This window comes from Pseudomonas sp. GM79, assembly GCF_000282495.1.
Classification (GTDB): Bacteria; Pseudomonadota; Gammaproteobacteria; order Pseudomonadales; family Pseudomonadaceae; genus Aquipseudomonas.
Genome location: NZ_AKJE01000004.1, coordinates 18,961 through 35,672 on the forward strand (window position 1 = coordinate 18,961; position 16,712 = coordinate 35,672).

Here is a 16,712-nt window from a genome sequence, read left to right on the forward strand (position 1 = left end):
ATCAAAGACCAGGATCGTTGAATTGACGTGAGTTGGGTCCGGGCCTGTATTGGGGCTCAACGAGTTTGGCGAGGCTCAGGAGAGGTTTGCCGAACGTCCTTAAGAGTGCAAAGACTTATGGCAAAGCGTGACTATTACGAAGTATTGGGTGTTGAGCGTGGTTCAAGCGAAGCGGACCTGAAAAAGGCCTACCGTCGCCTGGCGATGAAGCATCACCCGGACCGTAATCCCGATGACAAAGCGTCGGAAGATATGTTCAAGGAGGCCAACGAGGCCTACGAAGTGCTGTCCGATTCCAGCAAGCGCGCGGCCTATGACCAATACGGTCATGCCGGTGTCGACCCGAGCATGGGTGGCGGCGGTGCCGGTTTTGGCGGTCAGAATTTCTCCGATATCTTTGGCGATGTCTTCAGTGACTTCTTCGGTGGCGGTCGCGGCGGTGCTCGTGGCGGCGCTCAGCGCGGCAGCGATCTGCGTTACACCCTGGAGCTGAACCTGGAAGAAGCGGTGCGCGGCACGACCGTGAATATCCGCGTTCCGACATTGGTCAACTGCAAGCCGTGCGATGGCTCGGGCGCCAAGAAAGGCTCCTCGCCGATCACGTGCCCGACGTGCGGCGGTATCGGTCAGGTACGCATGCAGCAGGGCTTCTTCTCGGTGCAGCAGACCTGCCCGCGCTGCCATGGCCAAGGCAAGATCATTTCCGATCCGTGCGATTCCTGCCGCGGCGAAGGTCGTGTCGAAGAGTACAAGACCCTGTCGGTGAAAGTGCCGGCCGGTGTCGATACCGGCGACCGTATTCGCTTGTCTGGTGAGGGCGAGGCGGGTGCGCAGGGTGGTCCGACCGGTGACCTGTACGTGGTAATCAACGTGCGAGAGCACGCGATCTTCCAGCGGGACGGCAAGCACCTGTTCTGCGAAGTGCCAATCAGCTTCGTCGACGCAGCGCTGGGTGGCGAACTGGAGATTCCGACCCTTGATGGTCGGGTCAAGCTGAAGATTCCGGAAGGGACTCAGACCGGTAAGCAGTTCCGTGTTCGCGGCAAAGGCGTCGCGCCGGTTCGTGGTGGCGGTGCTGGTGACCTGATGTGCCGCGTGGCGGTCGAAACTCCGGTCAACCTGGGTCGTCGTCAGCGCGAATTGTTGGAGGAGTTGCGCAGCTCCCTGGCGGGCGACAACAGTCATTCGCCGAAAACCACCGGTTGGTTCGAAGGCGTGAAGCGCTTCTTCGGCGATTTGTAAGGAGTCGGCATGCGACGTATAGCTGTGATGGGCGCTGCCGGGCGCATGGGCAAGATTCTGGTCGAAGCGGTGCAGCAGCGCGCGCCGCTGACCGGCCTGACAGCAGCCATCGTGCGCCCCGGCAGCACACTGATTGGCGTGGATGCTGGTGAGCTGGCATCGCTGGGGCGAATCGGTGTGCCGCTGTCCGGTAAGCTGGATGCGGTGGCTGATGAGTTCGATGTGTTGATCGACTTCACGCTCCCGGAAGTGATGCTGAAAAACCTGGAGTTCTGCCGTAAGGCGGGCAAGTCCATGGTGATCGGCACCACAGGGCTGGACGCGGCGCAGAAACAGTTGCTGGCCGAGGCGAGCAAGGATATTGCGATTGTGTTCGCGGCCAATTTCAGTGTTGGTGTAAACCTGTCGCTGAAGCTGCTCGATATGGCAGCTCGTGTGCTGGGCGATGAGGCTGACATCGAAATCATCGAGGCTCATCATCGGCACAAGATCGATGCGCCTTCAGGTACGGCTCTGCGCATGGGCGAGGTGATCGCCAGCGCGCTGGATCGTGATCTGCAGAAGGTTGCGGTCTATGGTCGTGAAGGTCACACCGGTGTGCGTGAGCGTGAAACGATCGGCTTCGCGACTGTTCGTGGTGGGGATGTGGTCGGTGATCATACGGTGCTGTTCGCCTGTGAAGGCGAGCGACTGGAAATCACTCACAAAGCATCCAGTCGCATGACCTTCGCCAAGGGTGCGGTACGTGCGGCTTTGTGGCTGGATGGTCGTGAGCCAGGCCTTTACGACATGCAAGACGTGCTCGACCTGCGGTAAGATGTGCCCGAAATCGGGTTCAAACTCAGTGTTTGGGCCCGGTTTTATTCCGCCAAGCGACGTCCTGTCGCATTCTCCGGCCTTTAGGGCTCATTGGCGGTAGACCAAAAATGCCTTTTTCTGTAAGCTACAGCTTTAGTGTGTCCACTAAAAGCGCGCAGAATAATTCGGTGAAGAAGCGGGGTGACGTGTCCATACGTCACTCCGCTTTTTTACAACCTGCGATCGCCCTTTCAGGCTTTATTTACGGGAGGTCTTCTTGACTAAGCCAGCCATACTCGCCCTTGCTGATGGCAGCATTTTTCGCGGCGAAGCCATTGGAGCCGACGGTCAAACCGTTGGTGAGGTGGTGTTCAACACCGCAATGACCGGCTATCAGGAAATCCTTACCGATCCTTCCTACGCCCAACAGATCGTTACCCTGACTTACCCGCACATCGGCAATACCGGCACCACGCCGGAAGACGCCGAGTCCGACCGCGTCTGGTCCGCTGGCCTGGTCATCCGTGACCTGCCACTGGTTGCGAGCAACTGGCGCAACACGATGTCACTGTCCGACTACCTGAAAGCCAACAATGTGGTGGCTATCGCCGGTATCGACACTCGCCGCCTCACACGCATCCTGCGTGAGAAAGGCGCGCAGAACGGCTGCATCATGGCCGGTGACAACATTTCCGAAGAAGCCGCCATCGCCGCCGCTCAGGGTTTCCCTGGCCTCAAAGGCATGGACCTGGCAAAAGTCGTCAGCACCAAAGAGAAGTACGAGTGGCGCTCGACTGTCTGGGATCTGAAAACCGACAGCCACGCAACTCTGGAAGCCTCCGAGCTGCCATACCACGTGGTGGCCTACGACTACGGTGTCAAGGTCAACATCCTGCGCATGCTGGTCGAGCGCGGTTGCCGCGTGACTGTGGTGCCTGCACAGACTCCGGCCGCCGAAGCGCTGGCACTGAAGCCTGACGGTGTGTTCCTGTCCAACGGCCCGGGCGACCCTGAGCCATGCGACTACGCGATCCAGGCAATCAAGGACGTGCTGGAAACCGAGATTCCGGTGTTCGGCATCTGCCTCGGCCACCAACTGCTGGCTCTGGCCTCCGGCGCCAAGACCCTGAAAATGGGCCATGGCCACCACGGTGCCAACCACCCGGTCCAGGATCTGGACAGCGGTGTGGTGATGATCACCAGCCAGAACCACGGTTTTGCGGTAGACGAAGCGACCCTGCCAGGCAACGTTCGGGCGATCCACAAATCGCTGTTCGACGGCACCCTGCAAGGCATCGAGCGTACCGACAAGAGCGCCTTCAGCTTCCAGGGTCACCCTGAAGCCAGCCCTGGCCCGAACGACGTAGCGCCACTGTTTGATCGCTTCATCAACGAAATGGCCAAGCGACGCTAATCGCTCGCCCTGATGTAGCGAAGCCTGAGGGCGGTCCCGAAACCGGTGGCCCCCTCAAGGCTTCAGAGATTGAACAAGACGGCTTGCCGACTGACCTGCGGATTTGAGTGACAACCCATGCCAAAACGTACAGACATTAAAAGCATCCTGATTCTCGGCGCTGGCCCGATCGTGATCGGCCAGGCCTGCGAATTCGACTACTCCGGCGCCCAAGCCTGTAAAGCCCTGCGCGAGGAGGGTTACCGCGTCATCCTGGTGAACTCCAACCCGGCGACCATCATGACCGACCCGGCCATGGCCGACGCCACCTACATCGAGCCGATCAAGTGGCAGACCGTTGCCAAGATCATCGAGAAAGAGCGTCCGGACGCGCTGCTGCCAACCATGGGTGGCCAAACCGCTCTGAACTGCGCACTGGACCTGGAGCGCGAAGGCGTTCTGGAGAAGTTCGGCGTAGAAATGATCGGCGCCAACGCTGACACCATCGACAAGGCCGAAGACCGTTCGCGCTTCGACAAGGCGATGAAATCCATCGGTCTGGACTGCCCGCGTTCGGGTATCGCCCACAGCATGGAAGAGGCCAACGCGGTTCTCGAGCGTCTGGGCTTCCCGTGCATCATTCGTCCGTCCTTCACCATGGGCGGCACCGGTGGCGGTATCGCTTACAACCGTGAAGAGTTTGAAGAAATCTGCGCTCGCGGTCTGGACCTGTCGCCGACCAAAGAGCTGCTGATCGACGAATCGCTGATCGGCTGGAAAGAATACGAGATGGAGGTTGTCCGCGATAAGAAGGACAACTGCATCATCGTCTGCTCCATCGAAAACTTCGACCCGATGGGCGTGCACACCGGTGACTCGATCACTGTTGCGCCGGCACAGACCCTGACCGACAAGGAATACCAGATCCTGCGTAACGCCTCCCTGGCGGTACTGCGCGAGATCGGCGTGGAAACCGGCGGTTCCAACGTCCAGTTCGGCATCTGCCCGAACACCGGCCGCATGGTCGTGATCGAGATGAACCCGCGGGTATCCCGTTCCTCGGCCCTGGCCTCGAAAGCCACCGGTTTCCCGATCGCCAAGGTCGCGGCAAAACTGGCCGTCGGTTACACCCTCGACGAGCTGTCGAACGACATCACCGGTGGCAAGACCCCGGCGTCCTTCGAGCCGTCCATCGACTACGTCGTCACCAAGCTTCCACGCTTCGCCTTCGAGAAATTCCCGAAAGCCGACGCGCGCCTGACCACTCAAATGAAGTCGGTCGGTGAAGTCATGGCGATCGGCCGGACCTTCCAGGAATCCCTGCAGAAAGCCCTGCGCGGTCTGGAAGTGGGCGTTTGCGGCCTGGACGAGAAGCTCGACCTGAGCAACCCGGAAAGCATGAGCATCCTCAAGCGCGAACTGACCGTGCCGGGCGCCGAGCGTATCTGGTACGTCGCTGACGCGTTCCGCGCCGGCCTGTCGGTCGAAGATATTTTCGGCATGAACATGATCGATCCGTGGTTCCTGGTGCAGATCGAAGACCTGATCAAGGAAGAAGAGAAGGTCAAGACCCTGGGTCTGGCCAGCATCGACCACGACGTGATGTTCCGCCTCAAGCGCAAAGGTTTCTCCGACATGCGTCTGGCCAAGCTGCTGGGCGTGACCGAGAAGGCTCTGCGTCGCCACCGTCACAAGCTGGAAATCTTCCCGGTCTACAAGCGCGTTGACACCTGCGCGGCCGAGTTCGCCACCGACACCGCTTACCTCTACTCCACGTACGAGGAAGAGTGCGAAGCCGCACCGTCGGGCCGCGACAAGATCATGATCCTCGGCGGCGGTCCAAACCGTATCGGCCAGGGCATCGAGTTCGACTATTGCTGCGTACACGCGGCACTGGCCCTGCGCGAAGACGGTTACGAGACCATCATGGTCAACTGCAACCCGGAAACCGTTTCCACCGACTACGACACCTCCGATCGTCTGTACTTCGAACCAGTGACCCTGGAAGACGTACTGGAAATCGTCCGCGTCGAGAAGCCGAAAGGCGTGATTGTCCAGTACGGCGGCCAAACCCCGCTGAAACTGGCTCGCGCCCTGGAAGAAGCCGGCGTGCCAATCATCGGCACCAGCCCTGACGCCATCGACCGTGCCGAAGACCGTGAGCGCTTCCAGCAAATGGTTGAGCGTCTGAACCTGCGTCAGCCGCCAAACGCCACCGTGCGCAGCGAAGACGAAGCGATTCGTGCCGCGGCCAAGATCGGTTACCCGCTGGTGGTTCGTCCGTCCTACGTACTGGGCGGTCGCGCGATGGAAATCGTCTACGAAGAAGAAGAGCTCAAGCGCTACCTGCGTGACGCGGTGAAAGTGTCCAACGACAGCCCGGTGCTGCTCGATCACTTCCTCAACTGCGCCATCGAAATGGACGTGGATGCAGTCTGCGACGGCACCGACGTGGTGATCGGCGCGATCATGCAGCACATCGAACAGGCCGGCGTTCACTCCGGTGACTCCGCATGCTCCCTGCCGCCGTACTCGCTGCCTGCTCACATCCAGGACGAGATGCGCGAACAGGTCAAGAAAATGGCCCTGGAACTGGGCGTTGTCGGCCTGATGAACGTTCAGTTGGCGCTGCAAGGCGAAGACATCTACGTCATCGAAGTCAACCCGCGCGCTTCCCGTACCGTACCGTTCGTGTCCAAGTGCATCGGTGTTTCTCTGGCAATGATCGCGGCTCGCGTCATGGCTGGCAAAACCCTGAAAGAAATCGGCTTCACCAAAGAAATCATTCCTAACTTCTACAGCGTGAAAGAGGCGGTGTTCCCATTCGCCAAGTTCCCTGGTGTGGACCCGATCCTGGGCCCAGAGATGAAGTCGACCGGTGAAGTGATGGGCGTGGGCGACACCTTTGGCGAAGCCTTTGCCAAAGCCCAGATGGGCGCCAGCGAAGTGCTGCCGACTGGCGGTACCGCATTCATCAGCGTGCGTGATGATGACAAGCCGCTGGTTGCAGGCGTGGCCCGTGATCTGATCAACTTGGGCTTCGAAGTGGTCGCCACTGCCGGTACTGCCAAGCTGATCGAAGCCGCAGGCCTGAAAGTGCGTCGTGTGAACAAGGTGACCGAGGGCCGTCCGCATGTGGTCGACATGATCAAGAATGACGAAGTCACCCTGATCATCAACACCACCGAAGGTCGCCAGTCGATCGCCGATTCCTACTCCATTCGTCGCAATGCCTTGCAGCACAAGATCTACTGCACCACTACCATTGCTGCTGGCGAAGCTATCTGCGAAGCGCTGAAGTTCGGTCCCGAGAAGACCGTGCGCCGCTTGCAGGATTTACACGCAGGATTGAAGGCATGATCAAATACCCAATGACCGTCCAGGGCGCGAAAGCCCTGGAAGAAGAACACGCTCACCTGACCAAGGTCGTCCGTCCGAAGCTCAGCCAGGACATCGGTACGGCCCGCGAGTTGGGTGACTTGAAGGAAAACGCCGAGTACCACGCTGCTCGCGAGCAGCAGGGTATGGTCGAGGCGCGGATTCGTGACATTGAAGGCCGGATTCAGAATCAGGTCATCATCGATGTCACGACCATTCCTCATACCGGCAAAGTGATTTTCGGCACTACCGTTGAAATCGCCAACGTCGAGACGGATGAGCGCGTCACTTACCACATCGTGGGTGAGGATGAGGCTGACTTCAAACTCGGCAAGATTTCGGTGGGTTCGCCACTGGCTCGCGCCTTGATCGCCAAGGAAGAGGGTGATGTGGTCGCCGTGAAAACGCCAGGTGGCGTTATCGAGTATGAGATTGTCGAAGTTCGCCACCTCTGAAAGAAGGCGCCCGCTACGTGCGGGCGCCATGCTTTGGCAGCTGACTCAAATGTTGTGGGTTGGCGGCCTGTGGCTGTTGCACATCGGTCTGCTGCCGGTGCTGGGACGAATAGGCCTGGCACCGCTGCTGATCGACGAAATTGCAGGCATGCTGAATACGCTGATGGTGGGATTTGCCGCAGCGTGTGTGATTTTTCAGGTTTTGGTGCTGGTTCAGGCCGAGGGCCTTGCCAGTCTATGGCGCGATATTCGTGGGCAACTGCTGCTGATGGCACTGTATGGGGGCGCGATGTATTTTGCGGTCCACGTCGGCTGGCCGCAGGCGGCGCATTGGCAGCTGTTCAGCTATCTTGTTCTGGGATTTTCCGGGCTGGTGCTGGTGATGCAACCGGTGCCGGGATGGAGTGTGAGGGTGCGCGAAGCACACCCTTGACCCTTGTCATCACTTGAAGCGATGGACGTTCGACAGCTGCTTGTTGACGCTGAAGTTCTTGCGGTAAATCAGTGCCATCTTGCCGATGACTTGAACCAGATCGGCTTTGCCGGCCTTGCAGAGTTCTGCAATGGCTGCCAGGCGCGATTCGCGATCGAGGATGTTGAGCTTGATTTTGATCAGCTCGTGATCCGCCAAAGCGCGTTCAAGTTCGGCTAACACACCTTCAGTCAAACCGTTGTCAGCCACAATCAAAACTGGTTTCAGATGGTGGCCAATGGATTTGTACTGTTTCTTCTGCTCTTGAGTGAGCGGCATAATCTGACCCTTTAGTCTGGATTCTGTAAAATGGCGGCCATTTTACCCGAGGGTTCGTGGATCCGCCCAATTAATCACGACCCTTATCATCGAGGTGCCCAATGGCGCGTTCCAAGACAAGCCTTGGTTGGCTGAAAAGACATGTCAATGATCCCTATGTGAAGCAGGCGCAGAAGGATGGTTACCGCTCGCGTGCGAGTTACAAGCTTCTGGAGGTCCAGGAGAAATACAAGCTGATCCGTCCTGGTATGAGCGTTGTCGACCTGGGTGCGGCGCCCGGCGGCTGGTCGCAGGTCACTAGTCGGCTGATCGGTGGTCAGGGGCGTCTGATCGCCTCGGACATCCTGGAAATGGACAGCATTCCGGACGTGACTTTCATTCAGGGTGACTTCACCCAGGACGAAGTGCTCGCTCAGATCCTTGAAGCCGTGGGTAATTCGCAGGTGGACCTTGTGATTTCCGATATGGCCCCCAATATGAGTGGTACGCCTGAGGTGGACATGCCAAAAGCCATGTTTCTATGTGAGCTGGCTCTTGATCTGGCGGCTCGGATACTCAAGCCGGGTGGTAATTTCGTGATCAAGGTGTTTCAGGGCGAAGGGTTTGATGCTTACGTGAAGGACGCTCGTCAGAAATTCGACAAGGTCCAGATGATCAAGCCGGACTCTTCCCGTGGCAGTTCCCGCGAGCAATACATGCTGGCTTGGGGCTACCGCGGCCGTAGTGAGTAAATCGAGGTTTTTTTGCGGGTCGATAGGTTTTTCGTATTTCGTCCCGTGAGCATTAGCGAATATTGTGTAGAAAGTGTTTCACAAAGGGTTACAGACGGCGCCTGCCAGAGCCGTAGGTAATGTAGTAAGTTAGGCCGGTGAATATCATGCGAAGCACGCGCCATTAGCGGAGCTTGCTTCAGAGGGTAGTTAATTGAACGATATGGCAAAGAATCTGATCCTGTGGTTGATCATCGCGGCTGTCCTGGTGACGGTGATGAACAACTTCTCCAGCCCTAACGAGCCGCAGACCCTCAACTATTCCGACTTCATCCAGCAGGTCAAGGATGGCAAGGTCGAGCGCGTAGCAGTTGATGGCTACGTAATTACCGGCAAGCGCAACGATGGCGACAGCTTCAAGACCATTCGTCCGGCAATCCAGGACAATGGCCTGATCGGCGACCTCGTGGATAACCACGTGGTAGTTGAAGGCAAGCAGCCTGAGCAGCAAAGCATCTGGACTCAACTCCTGGTCGCAAGCTTCCCGATCCTCGTAATCATCGCCGTGTTCATGTTCTTCATGCGGCAGATGCAGGGCGGTGCCGGTGGCAAGGGCGGGCCGATGAGCTTCGGCAAGAGCAAGGCGCGCCTGCTCTCCGAAGATCAGGTGAAAACTACTTTGGCTGACGTTGCCGGTTGCGACGAAGCCAAGGAAGAAGTTGGCGAGCTGGTCGAATTCCTGCGTGATCCGGGCAAGTTCCAGCGTTTGGGCGGTCGCATTCCTCGTGGCGTGCTGATGGTCGGTCCTCCTGGTACTGGTAAAACCTTGATCGCCAAGGCGATTGCCGGCGAAGCCAAAGTGCCGTTCTTCACCATTTCCGGTTCCGATTTCGTCGAAATGTTCGTCGGTGTCGGTGCCAGTCGTGTTCGTGACATGTTCGAGCAGGCGAAGAAGCACGCGCCATGCATCATCTTCATCGATGAAATCGACGCCGTCGGTCGCCACCGTGGTGCCGGCATGGGTGGCGGTCATGACGAGCGCGAACAGACTCTCAACCAGTTGCTGGTAGAAATGGACGGCTTTGAAATGAATGACGGCATCATCGTCATTGCAGCAACCAACCGTCCCGACGTGCTGGACCCTGCATTGCTGCGTCCGGGTCGTTTCGACCGTCAGGTCGTGGTCGGTCTGCCGGATATCCGTGGTCGCGAGCAGATTCTCAAAGTCCACATGCGCAAAGTGCCAATGGGTGACGACGTCGCTCCGGCCGTGATCGCGCGTGGTACTCCTGGTTTCTCCGGTGCCGACCTGGCCAACCTGGTGAACGAGGCGTCGTTGTTCGCAGCCCGTGCCGGCAAGCGCATCGTCGAGATGAAAGAGTTCGAACTGGCCAAAGACAAGATCATGATGGGTGCCGAGCGCAAATCCATGGTCATGTCCGAGAAAGAGAAGCAGAACACTGCTTATCACGAAGCTGGCCACGCTATCGTCGGTCGCGTCGTCCCTGAGCATGATCCGGTTTACAAAGTGTCGATCATCCCGCGCGGTCGTGCGCTCGGTGTGACCATGTTCCTGCCGGAAGAAGATCGCTACAGCCTGTCCAAGCGTGCACTGATCAGTCAGATCTGCTCGCTGTATGGCGGTCGTATCGCTGAAGAAATGACCTTGGGCTTCGATGGCGTCACTACCGGCGCATCCAACGACATCATGCGTGCCAGCCAGATCGCACGGAACATGGTGACCAAGTGGGGCTTGTCGGAAAAACTCGGTCCGTTGATGTACGCCGAAGAAGAGGGCGAAGTGTTCCTCGGTCGTGGCGGCGGTGGTCAACATGCCAGCTTCTCCGGCGAGACAGCCAAACTGATCGACTCCGAAGTACGCAGCATCATTGACCAGTGCTACGGCACGGCCAAACAGATCCTTACGGATAACCGTGACAAGCTTGACGCCATGGCGGATGCCTTGATGAAGTACGAGACGATCGATGCTGATCAGATCGATGACATCATGGCAGGTCGTGCTCCTCGCGAGCCTCGCGACTGGTCTGGCGGTAGTGATACTTCCGGCACGCCTCCGGCGGTGCAGGATGGGCGTCCGGAAACACCCATCGGTGGCCCGGCTGCTGACGTATAAGGTTTGAAATGACTTCTGTTCTGTCCTCGACCCGGTTGCCTTGCGGTAACCGGGTTCTTGATTTGGCCCAGACGCATGTCATGGGCATTCTCAATGTCACTCCCGACTCCTTTTCCGATGGTGGCCAATACAGTCAGCTCGATGCGGCCTTGCGCCACGCCGAGGCGATGGTGGCGGCTGGTGCGACGCTGATCGACGTTGGTGGCGAATCGACCCGGCCCGGTGCCAGGGCGGTTTCCCCCCTTGAAGAGATGGAGCGTGTAGCGCCTGTCGTCGAGCGGATTCATCGTGAACTCGATGTGATTATCTCGGTCGATACCTCCACGCCGGCAGTCATGCGTGAAACCGCAAGGCTGGGGGCGGGTTTGATCAATGATGTGCGTTCGTTGCGTCGAGATGGCGCTCTGGATGCGGCAGCGGCCACCGGCTTGCCGGTATGTCTGATGCATATGCTCGGTGAGCCGGGCGACATGCAGGACAATCCGCAGTACCAGGATGTGACGAAAGAGGTCGGCGAGTTTCTCGCTGAGCGCATGGTTCAGTGCGCGTCGGTGGGCATCCCCGCCGAGCGGATCATTCTCGATCCGGGCTTCGGCTTCGCGAAAACCTTGCAGCACAACCTGAGCCTGTTTAAGCGTATGGAGGCCTTGCATGCCTTGGGGCGGCCTCTGTTGGTCGGGGTTTCGCGAAAGAGCATGATCGGGCAAGCCTTGAATCGGCCTGTGGGAGAGCGCCTGTATGGCGGTTTGGCGCTCGCGGCACTGGCTTCAATCAAGGGGGCGCGTATATTGCGCGTCCATGATGTGGCCGAAACCGTCGATGTGGTGCGGATGATCGCCGCCGTAGAATCAGCCGAATAAGAATGATGGAGTACTTATGAGCAAAAAATACTTTGGCACCGACGGCATTCGTGGTCGAGTCGGTCAATACCCGATTACTCCTGATTTCATGCTCAAGCTTGGCTGGGCGGCAGGCATGGCATTTCGTAGCATGGGTGCCTGCAAAGTGCTCGTGGGCAAGGACACTCGGATCTCCGGTTACATGTTCGAATCGGCGCTTGAGGCCGGACTGACCTCGGCAGGTGCTGATGTGATGCTTCTGGGGCCGATGCCGACGCCGGCCATCGCCTATCTGACGCGGACTTTTCATGCCGAAGCCGGCATCGTGATCAGCGCCTCGCACAACCCTCATGACGACAACGGCATCAAGTTTTTCTCCGGGAAGGGCACCAAGCTTCCGGATGAAGTCGAGTTGATGATTGAAGAGTTGCTCGACACCCCGATGACCGTGGTTGAGTCGAGCAAGATCGGCAAGGTGTCGCGAATCAACGATGCCTCGGGCCGTTATATCGAATTCTGCAAGAGCAGCGTTCCTACCGGCACCAGTTTTACCGGGCTGAAGATCGTGATCGACTGTGCCCACGGTGCGACCTATAAAGTGGCGCCTAGTGTGTTCCGTGAGCTGGGGGCTGAAGTTGTTGTGCTTTCTGCTCATCCTGACGGCCTGAACATCAATGAAAACTGCGGTTCGACCCATATGGAACCGCTGCAAGCTGCCGTATTGGCCGAGCACGCCGATTTGGGTATTGCCTTTGACGGTGATGGTGACCGGGTCCAGATGGTCGATCACACGGGCGCTGTCGTCGACGGCGACGAGTTGTTGTTCATCATCGCTCGCGATCTGCAAGAGCGCGGCAAGTTGCAGGGTGGTGTGGTCGGTACGCTGATGAGTAACCTGGGGCTGGAATTGGCCCTGGCTGATCTGGCGATTCCTTTTGTGCGCGCCAACGTTGGCGACCGTTACGTGATCTCCGAGTTGCTGGGGCGTGATTGGCAGGTGGGTGGGGAAAATTCGGGGCACATTGTCTGCTTCAGTCACACCACCACCGGTGATGCAATCATTGCCGCGTTGCAGGTGTTGATGGCGCTGAAGAGGCGCGCAGAAGGCCTGGCTCAGTCCCGCCAGGCGCTGCGCAAGTGTCCTCAAGTGTTGATCAATGTCCGGTTTGGCGGTGGTGCGAGTCCGCTCGAGCATCCGAAAGTCAAAGAGGCCAGTGATCGTGTCACCCAGGCGATGGCCGGTCGTGGGCGCGTGCTGTTGCGCAAGTCCGGGACAGAGCCACTGGTGCGGGTCATGGTCGAGGGTGAGGACGAAACGCAGGTTCGCGGTTACGCCGAAGAGCTGGCAAAACTGGTAACTGAAGTTTCTGTCTGATTTCGGCTTGCCAGCCATGATTGTGTTGGGTAACATCTGCGCCCACTTTGACCGACGAGGTACAGCATGCGTCGCCCTATGGTAGCTGGTAACTGGAAGATGCACGGTACCCGCGCCAGCGTCGCTGAGCTGATCAATGGCCTTAGTCATCTGGCCTTGCCGAGCGGTGTTGATGTCGCGGTATTCCCGTCTTGCTTGCATATCAATCAAGTGATTGATGGCTTGAAAGGTAAGTCGATTTCGGTCGGCGCGCAGAATTCTGCAGTGGAATCCATGCAAGGTGCATTGACCGGTGAAATTGCGCCAAGTCAATTGGTGGATGCAGGTTGTTCCCTGGTGCTTGTCGGGCACTCCGAACGCCGCCAGATAATGGGTGAGCAGGATGGAATGCTGATTCGCAAGTTCGCAGCGGCGCAGGCATGTGGCTTGATTCCGGTGTTGTGCATAGGGGAAACCCGCGAAGAGCGCGAAGCTGGAAAAACTCTTGATGTTGTCGGGCGTCAGCTTGGCAGTATCATTGAGGAGCTGGGTGTAGGTGTCTTTGCAAAGGCGGTAATCGCTTACGAGCCGGTCTGGGCCATTGGCACCGGGCTGACTGCTTCGCCGCAACAGGCGCAGGATGTGCACGCAGCCATTCGCGCTCAGTTGGCGGCAGAGAATTCTGAAGTCGCGCAAGGTGTGCGGCTTCTATACGGCGGCAGCGTGAAGGCGGCCAATGCGGTCGAACTGTTCGGCATGCCGGATATCGATGGGGGGCTCATTGGTGGAGCTTCCCTGAATGCAGATGAGTTCGGTGCGATTTGTCGCGCCGCGGGAAACTGAAAAAATGCTGGAAACAGTCGTAGTCGTTTTTCATCTGCTGGGTGCATTGGGCGTAGTTGCTCTGGTTTTGCTGCAGCAGGGTAAAGGTGCGGATGCTGGCGCGTCTTTCGGAGCAGGTGCTTCAAATACTGTGTTCGGAAGCCAAGGTTCCTCTACCTTTCTTAGTAAGTTTACTGCTATACTTGCCGCCGGTTTCTTCATAACCAGCTTGGGGTTAGGTTACTTTGCTAAAGAGAAGGCTCATGAGCTGACTCAAGTAGGTTTGCCAAATCCAGCAGTGTTGGAAGTTCCAAAGCAACAACCGGCTTCTGATGATGTCCCGGTGCTTCAAGAGCAAAAGTCGGCTACTCCAGCGACTGACGTGCCTCCAGCTCAAGAGCAGAAGTAAGAAGGGTTTCAAACGTAGTATTGCCGAGGTGGTGGAATTGGTAGACACGCAACCTTGAGGTGGTTGTGCCCATAGGGTGTAGGGGTTCGAGTCCCCTTCTCGGTACCAATTATCAGGAGAGCCCGCTGTTGCGGGCTTTCTTGTAGGTGGAAGGTTACATTGACCCTGTCAGGGATCGGTCGTATACTTCCGCCCCAGCTTTGTCGCGGGGTGGAGCAGTCTGGTAGCTCGTCGGGCTCATAACCCGAAGGTCGTCGGTTCAAATCCGGCCCCCGCAACCAGTTTAAGGAGCCCCTTTTCAGGGGCTTTTTGTTAGCTGGACACTTTCAACGCCGCTGTTCAACGGCGTTTCAAGGATGGGCGTTTCGCCCATTTTTTTATTTTGCACAGCATGCACATACATGCACGAGGGGGTTCAGGTGTCGAGCAAGCTAGAAGAGTTGCAGGCCTTGCTGGCCCCGGTGGTCGTGGCCCTAGGCTATGAATGCTGGGGTATTGAGTTTTCGGCTCAAGGTCGCCACTCAATGTTGCGCGTTTATATTGATAAAGAGGGCGGCGTGCTGGTGGACGATTGTGCCATCGTCAGCCGTCAGATCAGCGGTGTACTGGATGTTGAAGATCCGATCGCCGTTGAATACACCCTTGAAGTTTCCTCGCCTGGCATGGAACGCCCACTGTTCACTATTGAGCAGTTTGCAAAATTTGCCGGTGAACAAGTGAAGATCAAGCTGCGCTCGCCTTTTGAAGGTCGGCGCAACTTTCAGGGCCTTCTGCGCGGTGTAGAAGAGCAGGACGTTGTGGTGCAGGTTGAAGACCATGAGTTCCTGTTGCCGATCGATATGATCGACAAGGCCAACATTATTCCCAGTTTTGACTGAGACGCGGATCCCGCGGATCCAATGGCTTGCGAAAGGCGAGGCGTACGATGAGCAAAGAAGTACTGCTGGTTGTTGAGTCGGTATCCAATGAAAAGGGCGTACCGGCAAACGTAATTTTTGAAGCGCTGGAGCTGGCTCTGGCCACTGCTACCAAAAAGCGTTTTGAGGACGAAGTCGATCTGCGTGTGGAAATCAATCGCCACACCGGTGCTTACGAGACATTCCGTCGCTGGACGGTTGTCGAAGAAGCAGACCTGGACGATCCGGCCATCGAAACCTGGCCGAGCAAGGTTGCAGAAACGCATCCTGGTGCCAAGGTCGGCGATGTTGTCGAAGAAAAGATCGAATCCATCGAGTTCGGCCGCATTGCTGCACAGACTGCCAAGCAGGTCATCGTGCAGAAAGTTCGCGAAGCCGAGCGTGCTCAAGTCGTCGACGCCTACCGCGAGCGCCTGGGGGAAATCATCTCCGGCACCGTGAAGAAAGTCACCCGCGACAACGTGATCGTCGACCTGGGCAATAACGCTGAAGCGTTGCTGGCCCGTGAAGACATCATTTCTCGCGAAACCTTCCGGGTTGGTGTGCGTCTGCGTGCGCTGCTCAAGGAAATCCGCACCGAGAACCGCGGCCCTCAGTTGATCCTGTCGCGTACCGCGCCGGAAATGCTGATCGAGTTGTTCCGCATCGAAGTGCCGGAAATCGCTGAAGGCCTGATCGAAGTAATGGCTGCGTCCCGCGACCCGGGTTCGCGCGCCAAGATCGCGGTCCGCTCCAAGGACAAACGCATTGACCCGCAAGGCGCTTGCATCGGTATGCGCGGTTCGCGCGTCCAGGCAGTGTCCGGCGAGTTGGGCGGTGAGCGTGTGGATATCGTCCTGTGGGACGATAACCCGGCGCAGTTCGTGATCAATGCAATGTCGCCGGCTGAAGTGGCGGCAATTATCGTTGACGAAGATGCCCATGCAATGGACATCGCCGTTGGCGCAGACAATCTGGCTCAGGCCATCGGTCGCGGTGGTCAGAACGTGCGTCTGGCTAGCCAGTTGACTGGCTGGACCCTGAACGTGATGACCGAATCGGACATCCAGGCTAAGCAGCAAGCAGAAACCGGCGACATCCTGCGCAACTTCATCGACGAGCTGGAAGTCGACGAAGACCTGGCACAGGTGCTGGTAGATGAAGGCTTCACCAGCCTGGAAGAGATTGCCTACGTACCGTTGGAAGAAATGCTCAACATCGACGGCTTTGACGAAGAAACCGTCAACGAGCTTCGCGCTCGCGCCAAGGATCGTTTGTTGACTAAAGCCATCGCTACTGAGGAAAAGCTGGCAGACGCCCATCCGGCCGAAGACCTGCTCTCGCTTGAGGGTATGGACAAGGATTTGGCGATGGAACTGGCGGTGCGCGGCGTAATTACCCGCGAAGACCTGGCCGAGCAGTCTATTGACGACCTGCTCGACATCGACGGCATTGACGATGATCGTGCCGGCAAGTTGATCATGGCCGCCCGAGCCCATTGGTTCGAGTAATTAGGCGCGGCCTGAGGAGA

At 57.9% G+C, this 16,712-nt stretch carries 15 protein-coding genes and 2 tRNA genes; 16 read left to right on the forward strand and 1 reads right to left on the reverse strand.

What is annotated here, in order from left to right; translation table 11 throughout:
- The first annotated feature begins 117 nt into the window (after positions 1-117).
- From dnaJ to PMI36_RS28340, 6 genes are all read left to right on the forward strand, one after another.
- On the forward strand, positions 118-1,242 hold the full coding sequence (dnaJ, locus tag PMI36_RS28365) for a molecular chaperone DnaJ (RefSeq protein ID WP_008067198.1): 1,125 nt from the start codon (positions 118-120) through the stop codon (positions 1,240-1,242).
- Positions 1,243-1,251: 9 nt separating this feature from the next.
- Complete coding sequence (gene dapB, locus PMI36_RS28360; RefSeq protein ID WP_008067200.1) at positions 1,252-2,058, forward strand: 4-hydroxy-tetrahydrodipicolinate reductase; 807 nt, start codon at positions 1,252-1,254, stop codon at positions 2,056-2,058.
- A gap of 259 nt (positions 2,059-2,317) precedes the next feature.
- Positions 2,318-3,454, forward strand: coding sequence for a glutamine-hydrolyzing carbamoyl-phosphate synthase small subunit (gene carA / locus PMI36_RS28355; protein ID WP_008067202.1), 1,137 nt, complete (start codon positions 2,318-2,320; stop codon positions 3,452-3,454).
- A 117-nt stretch (positions 3,455-3,571) separates the two neighbouring features.
- Entirely contained in the window at positions 3,572-6,793 is a 3,222-nt protein-coding gene (gene carB / locus PMI36_RS28350) for a carbamoyl-phosphate synthase large subunit (RefSeq protein ID WP_008067204.1), read from the forward strand.
- Positions 6,790-7,266: a transcription elongation factor GreA gene (gene greA, locus PMI36_RS28345; RefSeq protein WP_007942892.1), complete on the forward strand. Its 477-nt coding sequence runs from the start codon at positions 6,790-6,792 to the stop codon at positions 7,264-7,266. Before carB ends, greA begins: the two co-directional genes overlap by 4 nt.
- A gap of 28 nt (positions 7,267-7,294) precedes the next feature.
- Complete coding sequence (locus PMI36_RS28340; protein WP_008067206.1) at positions 7,295-7,699, forward strand: hypothetical protein; 405 nt, start codon at positions 7,295-7,297, stop codon at positions 7,697-7,699.
- A 9-nt stretch (positions 7,700-7,708) separates the two neighbouring features.
- Here the strand turns inward: PMI36_RS28340 and PMI36_RS28335 are convergent, their stop codons facing one another.
- Positions 7,709-8,017 carry a YhbY family RNA-binding protein gene (locus tag PMI36_RS28335; RefSeq protein ID WP_007900503.1) on the reverse strand — a complete coding sequence of 103 codons (309 nt, stop codon included), beginning with the start codon at positions 8,015-8,017 and terminating at the stop codon, positions 7,709-7,711.
- A gap of 101 nt (positions 8,018-8,118) precedes the next feature.
- Between PMI36_RS28335 and rlmE the strand changes: the two genes are divergently transcribed.
- The 10 genes from rlmE to nusA all read left to right on the forward strand — a co-directional run bounded on the left by rlmE (position 8,119) and on the right by nusA (position 16,692).
- On the forward strand, positions 8,119-8,748 hold the full coding sequence (gene rlmE / locus PMI36_RS28330) for a 23S rRNA (uridine(2552)-2'-O)-methyltransferase RlmE (protein WP_007900501.1): 630 nt from the start codon (positions 8,119-8,121) through the stop codon (positions 8,746-8,748).
- Positions 8,749-8,950: 202 nt separating this feature from the next.
- The gene (gene ftsH / locus PMI36_RS28325; protein ID WP_030128083.1) at positions 8,951-10,861 is read left to right on the forward strand and encodes an ATP-dependent zinc metalloprotease FtsH; all 1,911 of its coding nucleotides are present in this window, start codon (positions 8,951-8,953) and stop codon (positions 10,859-10,861) included.
- Between the two features lie 8 nt (positions 10,862-10,869).
- Entirely contained in the window at positions 10,870-11,721 is an 852-nt protein-coding gene (gene folP / locus PMI36_RS28320; protein WP_008067208.1) for a dihydropteroate synthase, read from the forward strand.
- 16 nt (positions 11,722-11,737) lie between these two features.
- Complete coding sequence (glmM, locus tag PMI36_RS28315) at positions 11,738-13,075, forward strand: phosphoglucosamine mutase (RefSeq protein WP_008067210.1); 1,338 nt, start codon at positions 11,738-11,740, stop codon at positions 13,073-13,075.
- A gap of 66 nt (positions 13,076-13,141) precedes the next feature.
- A complete protein-coding gene (gene tpiA / locus PMI36_RS28310) occupies positions 13,142-13,897 on the forward strand; it encodes a triose-phosphate isomerase (RefSeq protein WP_008067211.1) in 756 nt (251 codons plus the stop codon).
- A gap of 4 nt (positions 13,898-13,901) precedes the next feature.
- Positions 13,902-14,285, forward strand: coding sequence for a preprotein translocase subunit SecG (gene secG / locus PMI36_RS0129290; RefSeq protein WP_030128079.1), 384 nt, complete (start codon positions 13,902-13,904; stop codon positions 14,283-14,285).
- A gap of 22 nt (positions 14,286-14,307) precedes the next feature.
- Positions 14,308-14,393: transfer RNA gene (locus PMI36_RS28305), tRNA-Leu, on the forward strand.
- Positions 14,394-14,489: 96 nt separating this feature from the next.
- Positions 14,490-14,566, forward strand: a tRNA-Met gene (locus PMI36_RS28300).
- Between the two features lie 138 nt (positions 14,567-14,704).
- The gene (gene rimP / locus PMI36_RS28295; RefSeq protein WP_010463487.1) at positions 14,705-15,163 is read left to right on the forward strand and encodes a ribosome maturation factor RimP; all 459 of its coding nucleotides are present in this window, start codon (positions 14,705-14,707) and stop codon (positions 15,161-15,163) included.
- Positions 15,164-15,210: 47 nt separating this feature from the next.
- Positions 15,211-16,692 carry a transcription termination factor NusA gene (gene nusA / locus PMI36_RS28290; protein ID WP_007900474.1) on the forward strand — a complete coding sequence of 494 codons (1,482 nt, stop codon included), beginning with the start codon at positions 15,211-15,213 and terminating at the stop codon, positions 16,690-16,692.
- Positions 16,693-16,712 lie beyond the last annotated feature (20 nt).

Bases quoted from the DNA above. Each gene is read 5' to 3' on its own strand.
- dapB (WP_008067200.1), top strand. From the start codon at position 1,252: ATGCGACGTATAGCTGTGATGGGCGCTGCCGGGCGCATGGGCAAGATT.
- greA (WP_007942892.1), top strand. From the start codon at position 6,790: ATGATCAAATACCCAATGACCGTCCAGGGCGCGAAAGCCCTGGAAGAA.
- dnaJ (WP_008067198.1), top strand. From the start codon at position 118: ATGGCAAAGCGTGACTATTACGAAGTATTGGGTGTTGAGCGTGGTTCA.
- PMI36_RS28340 (WP_008067206.1), top strand. From the start codon at position 7,295: ATGCTTTGGCAGCTGACTCAAATGTTGTGGGTTGGCGGCCTGTGGCTG.
- tpiA (WP_008067211.1), top strand. From the start codon at position 13,142: ATGCGTCGCCCTATGGTAGCTGGTAACTGGAAGATGCACGGTACCCGC.
- carB (WP_008067204.1), top strand. From the start codon at position 3,572: ATGCCAAAACGTACAGACATTAAAAGCATCCTGATTCTCGGCGCTGGC.
- PMI36_RS28335 (WP_007900503.1), bottom strand. From the start codon at position 8,017: ATGCCGCTCACTCAAGAGCAGAAGAAACAGTACAAATCCATTGGCCAC.
- ftsH (WP_030128083.1), top strand. From the start codon at position 8,951: ATGGCAAAGAATCTGATCCTGTGGTTGATCATCGCGGCTGTCCTGGTG.
- folP (WP_008067208.1), top strand. From the start codon at position 10,870: ATGACTTCTGTTCTGTCCTCGACCCGGTTGCCTTGCGGTAACCGGGTT.
- nusA (WP_007900474.1), top strand. From the start codon at position 15,211: ATGAGCAAAGAAGTACTGCTGGTTGTTGAGTCGGTATCCAATGAAAAG.
- secG (WP_030128079.1), top strand. From the start codon at position 13,902: ATGCTGGAAACAGTCGTAGTCGTTTTTCATCTGCTGGGTGCATTGGGC.
- rlmE (WP_007900501.1), top strand. From the start codon at position 8,119: ATGGCGCGTTCCAAGACAAGCCTTGGTTGGCTGAAAAGACATGTCAAT.
- glmM (WP_008067210.1), top strand. From the start codon at position 11,738: ATGAGCAAAAAATACTTTGGCACCGACGGCATTCGTGGTCGAGTCGGT.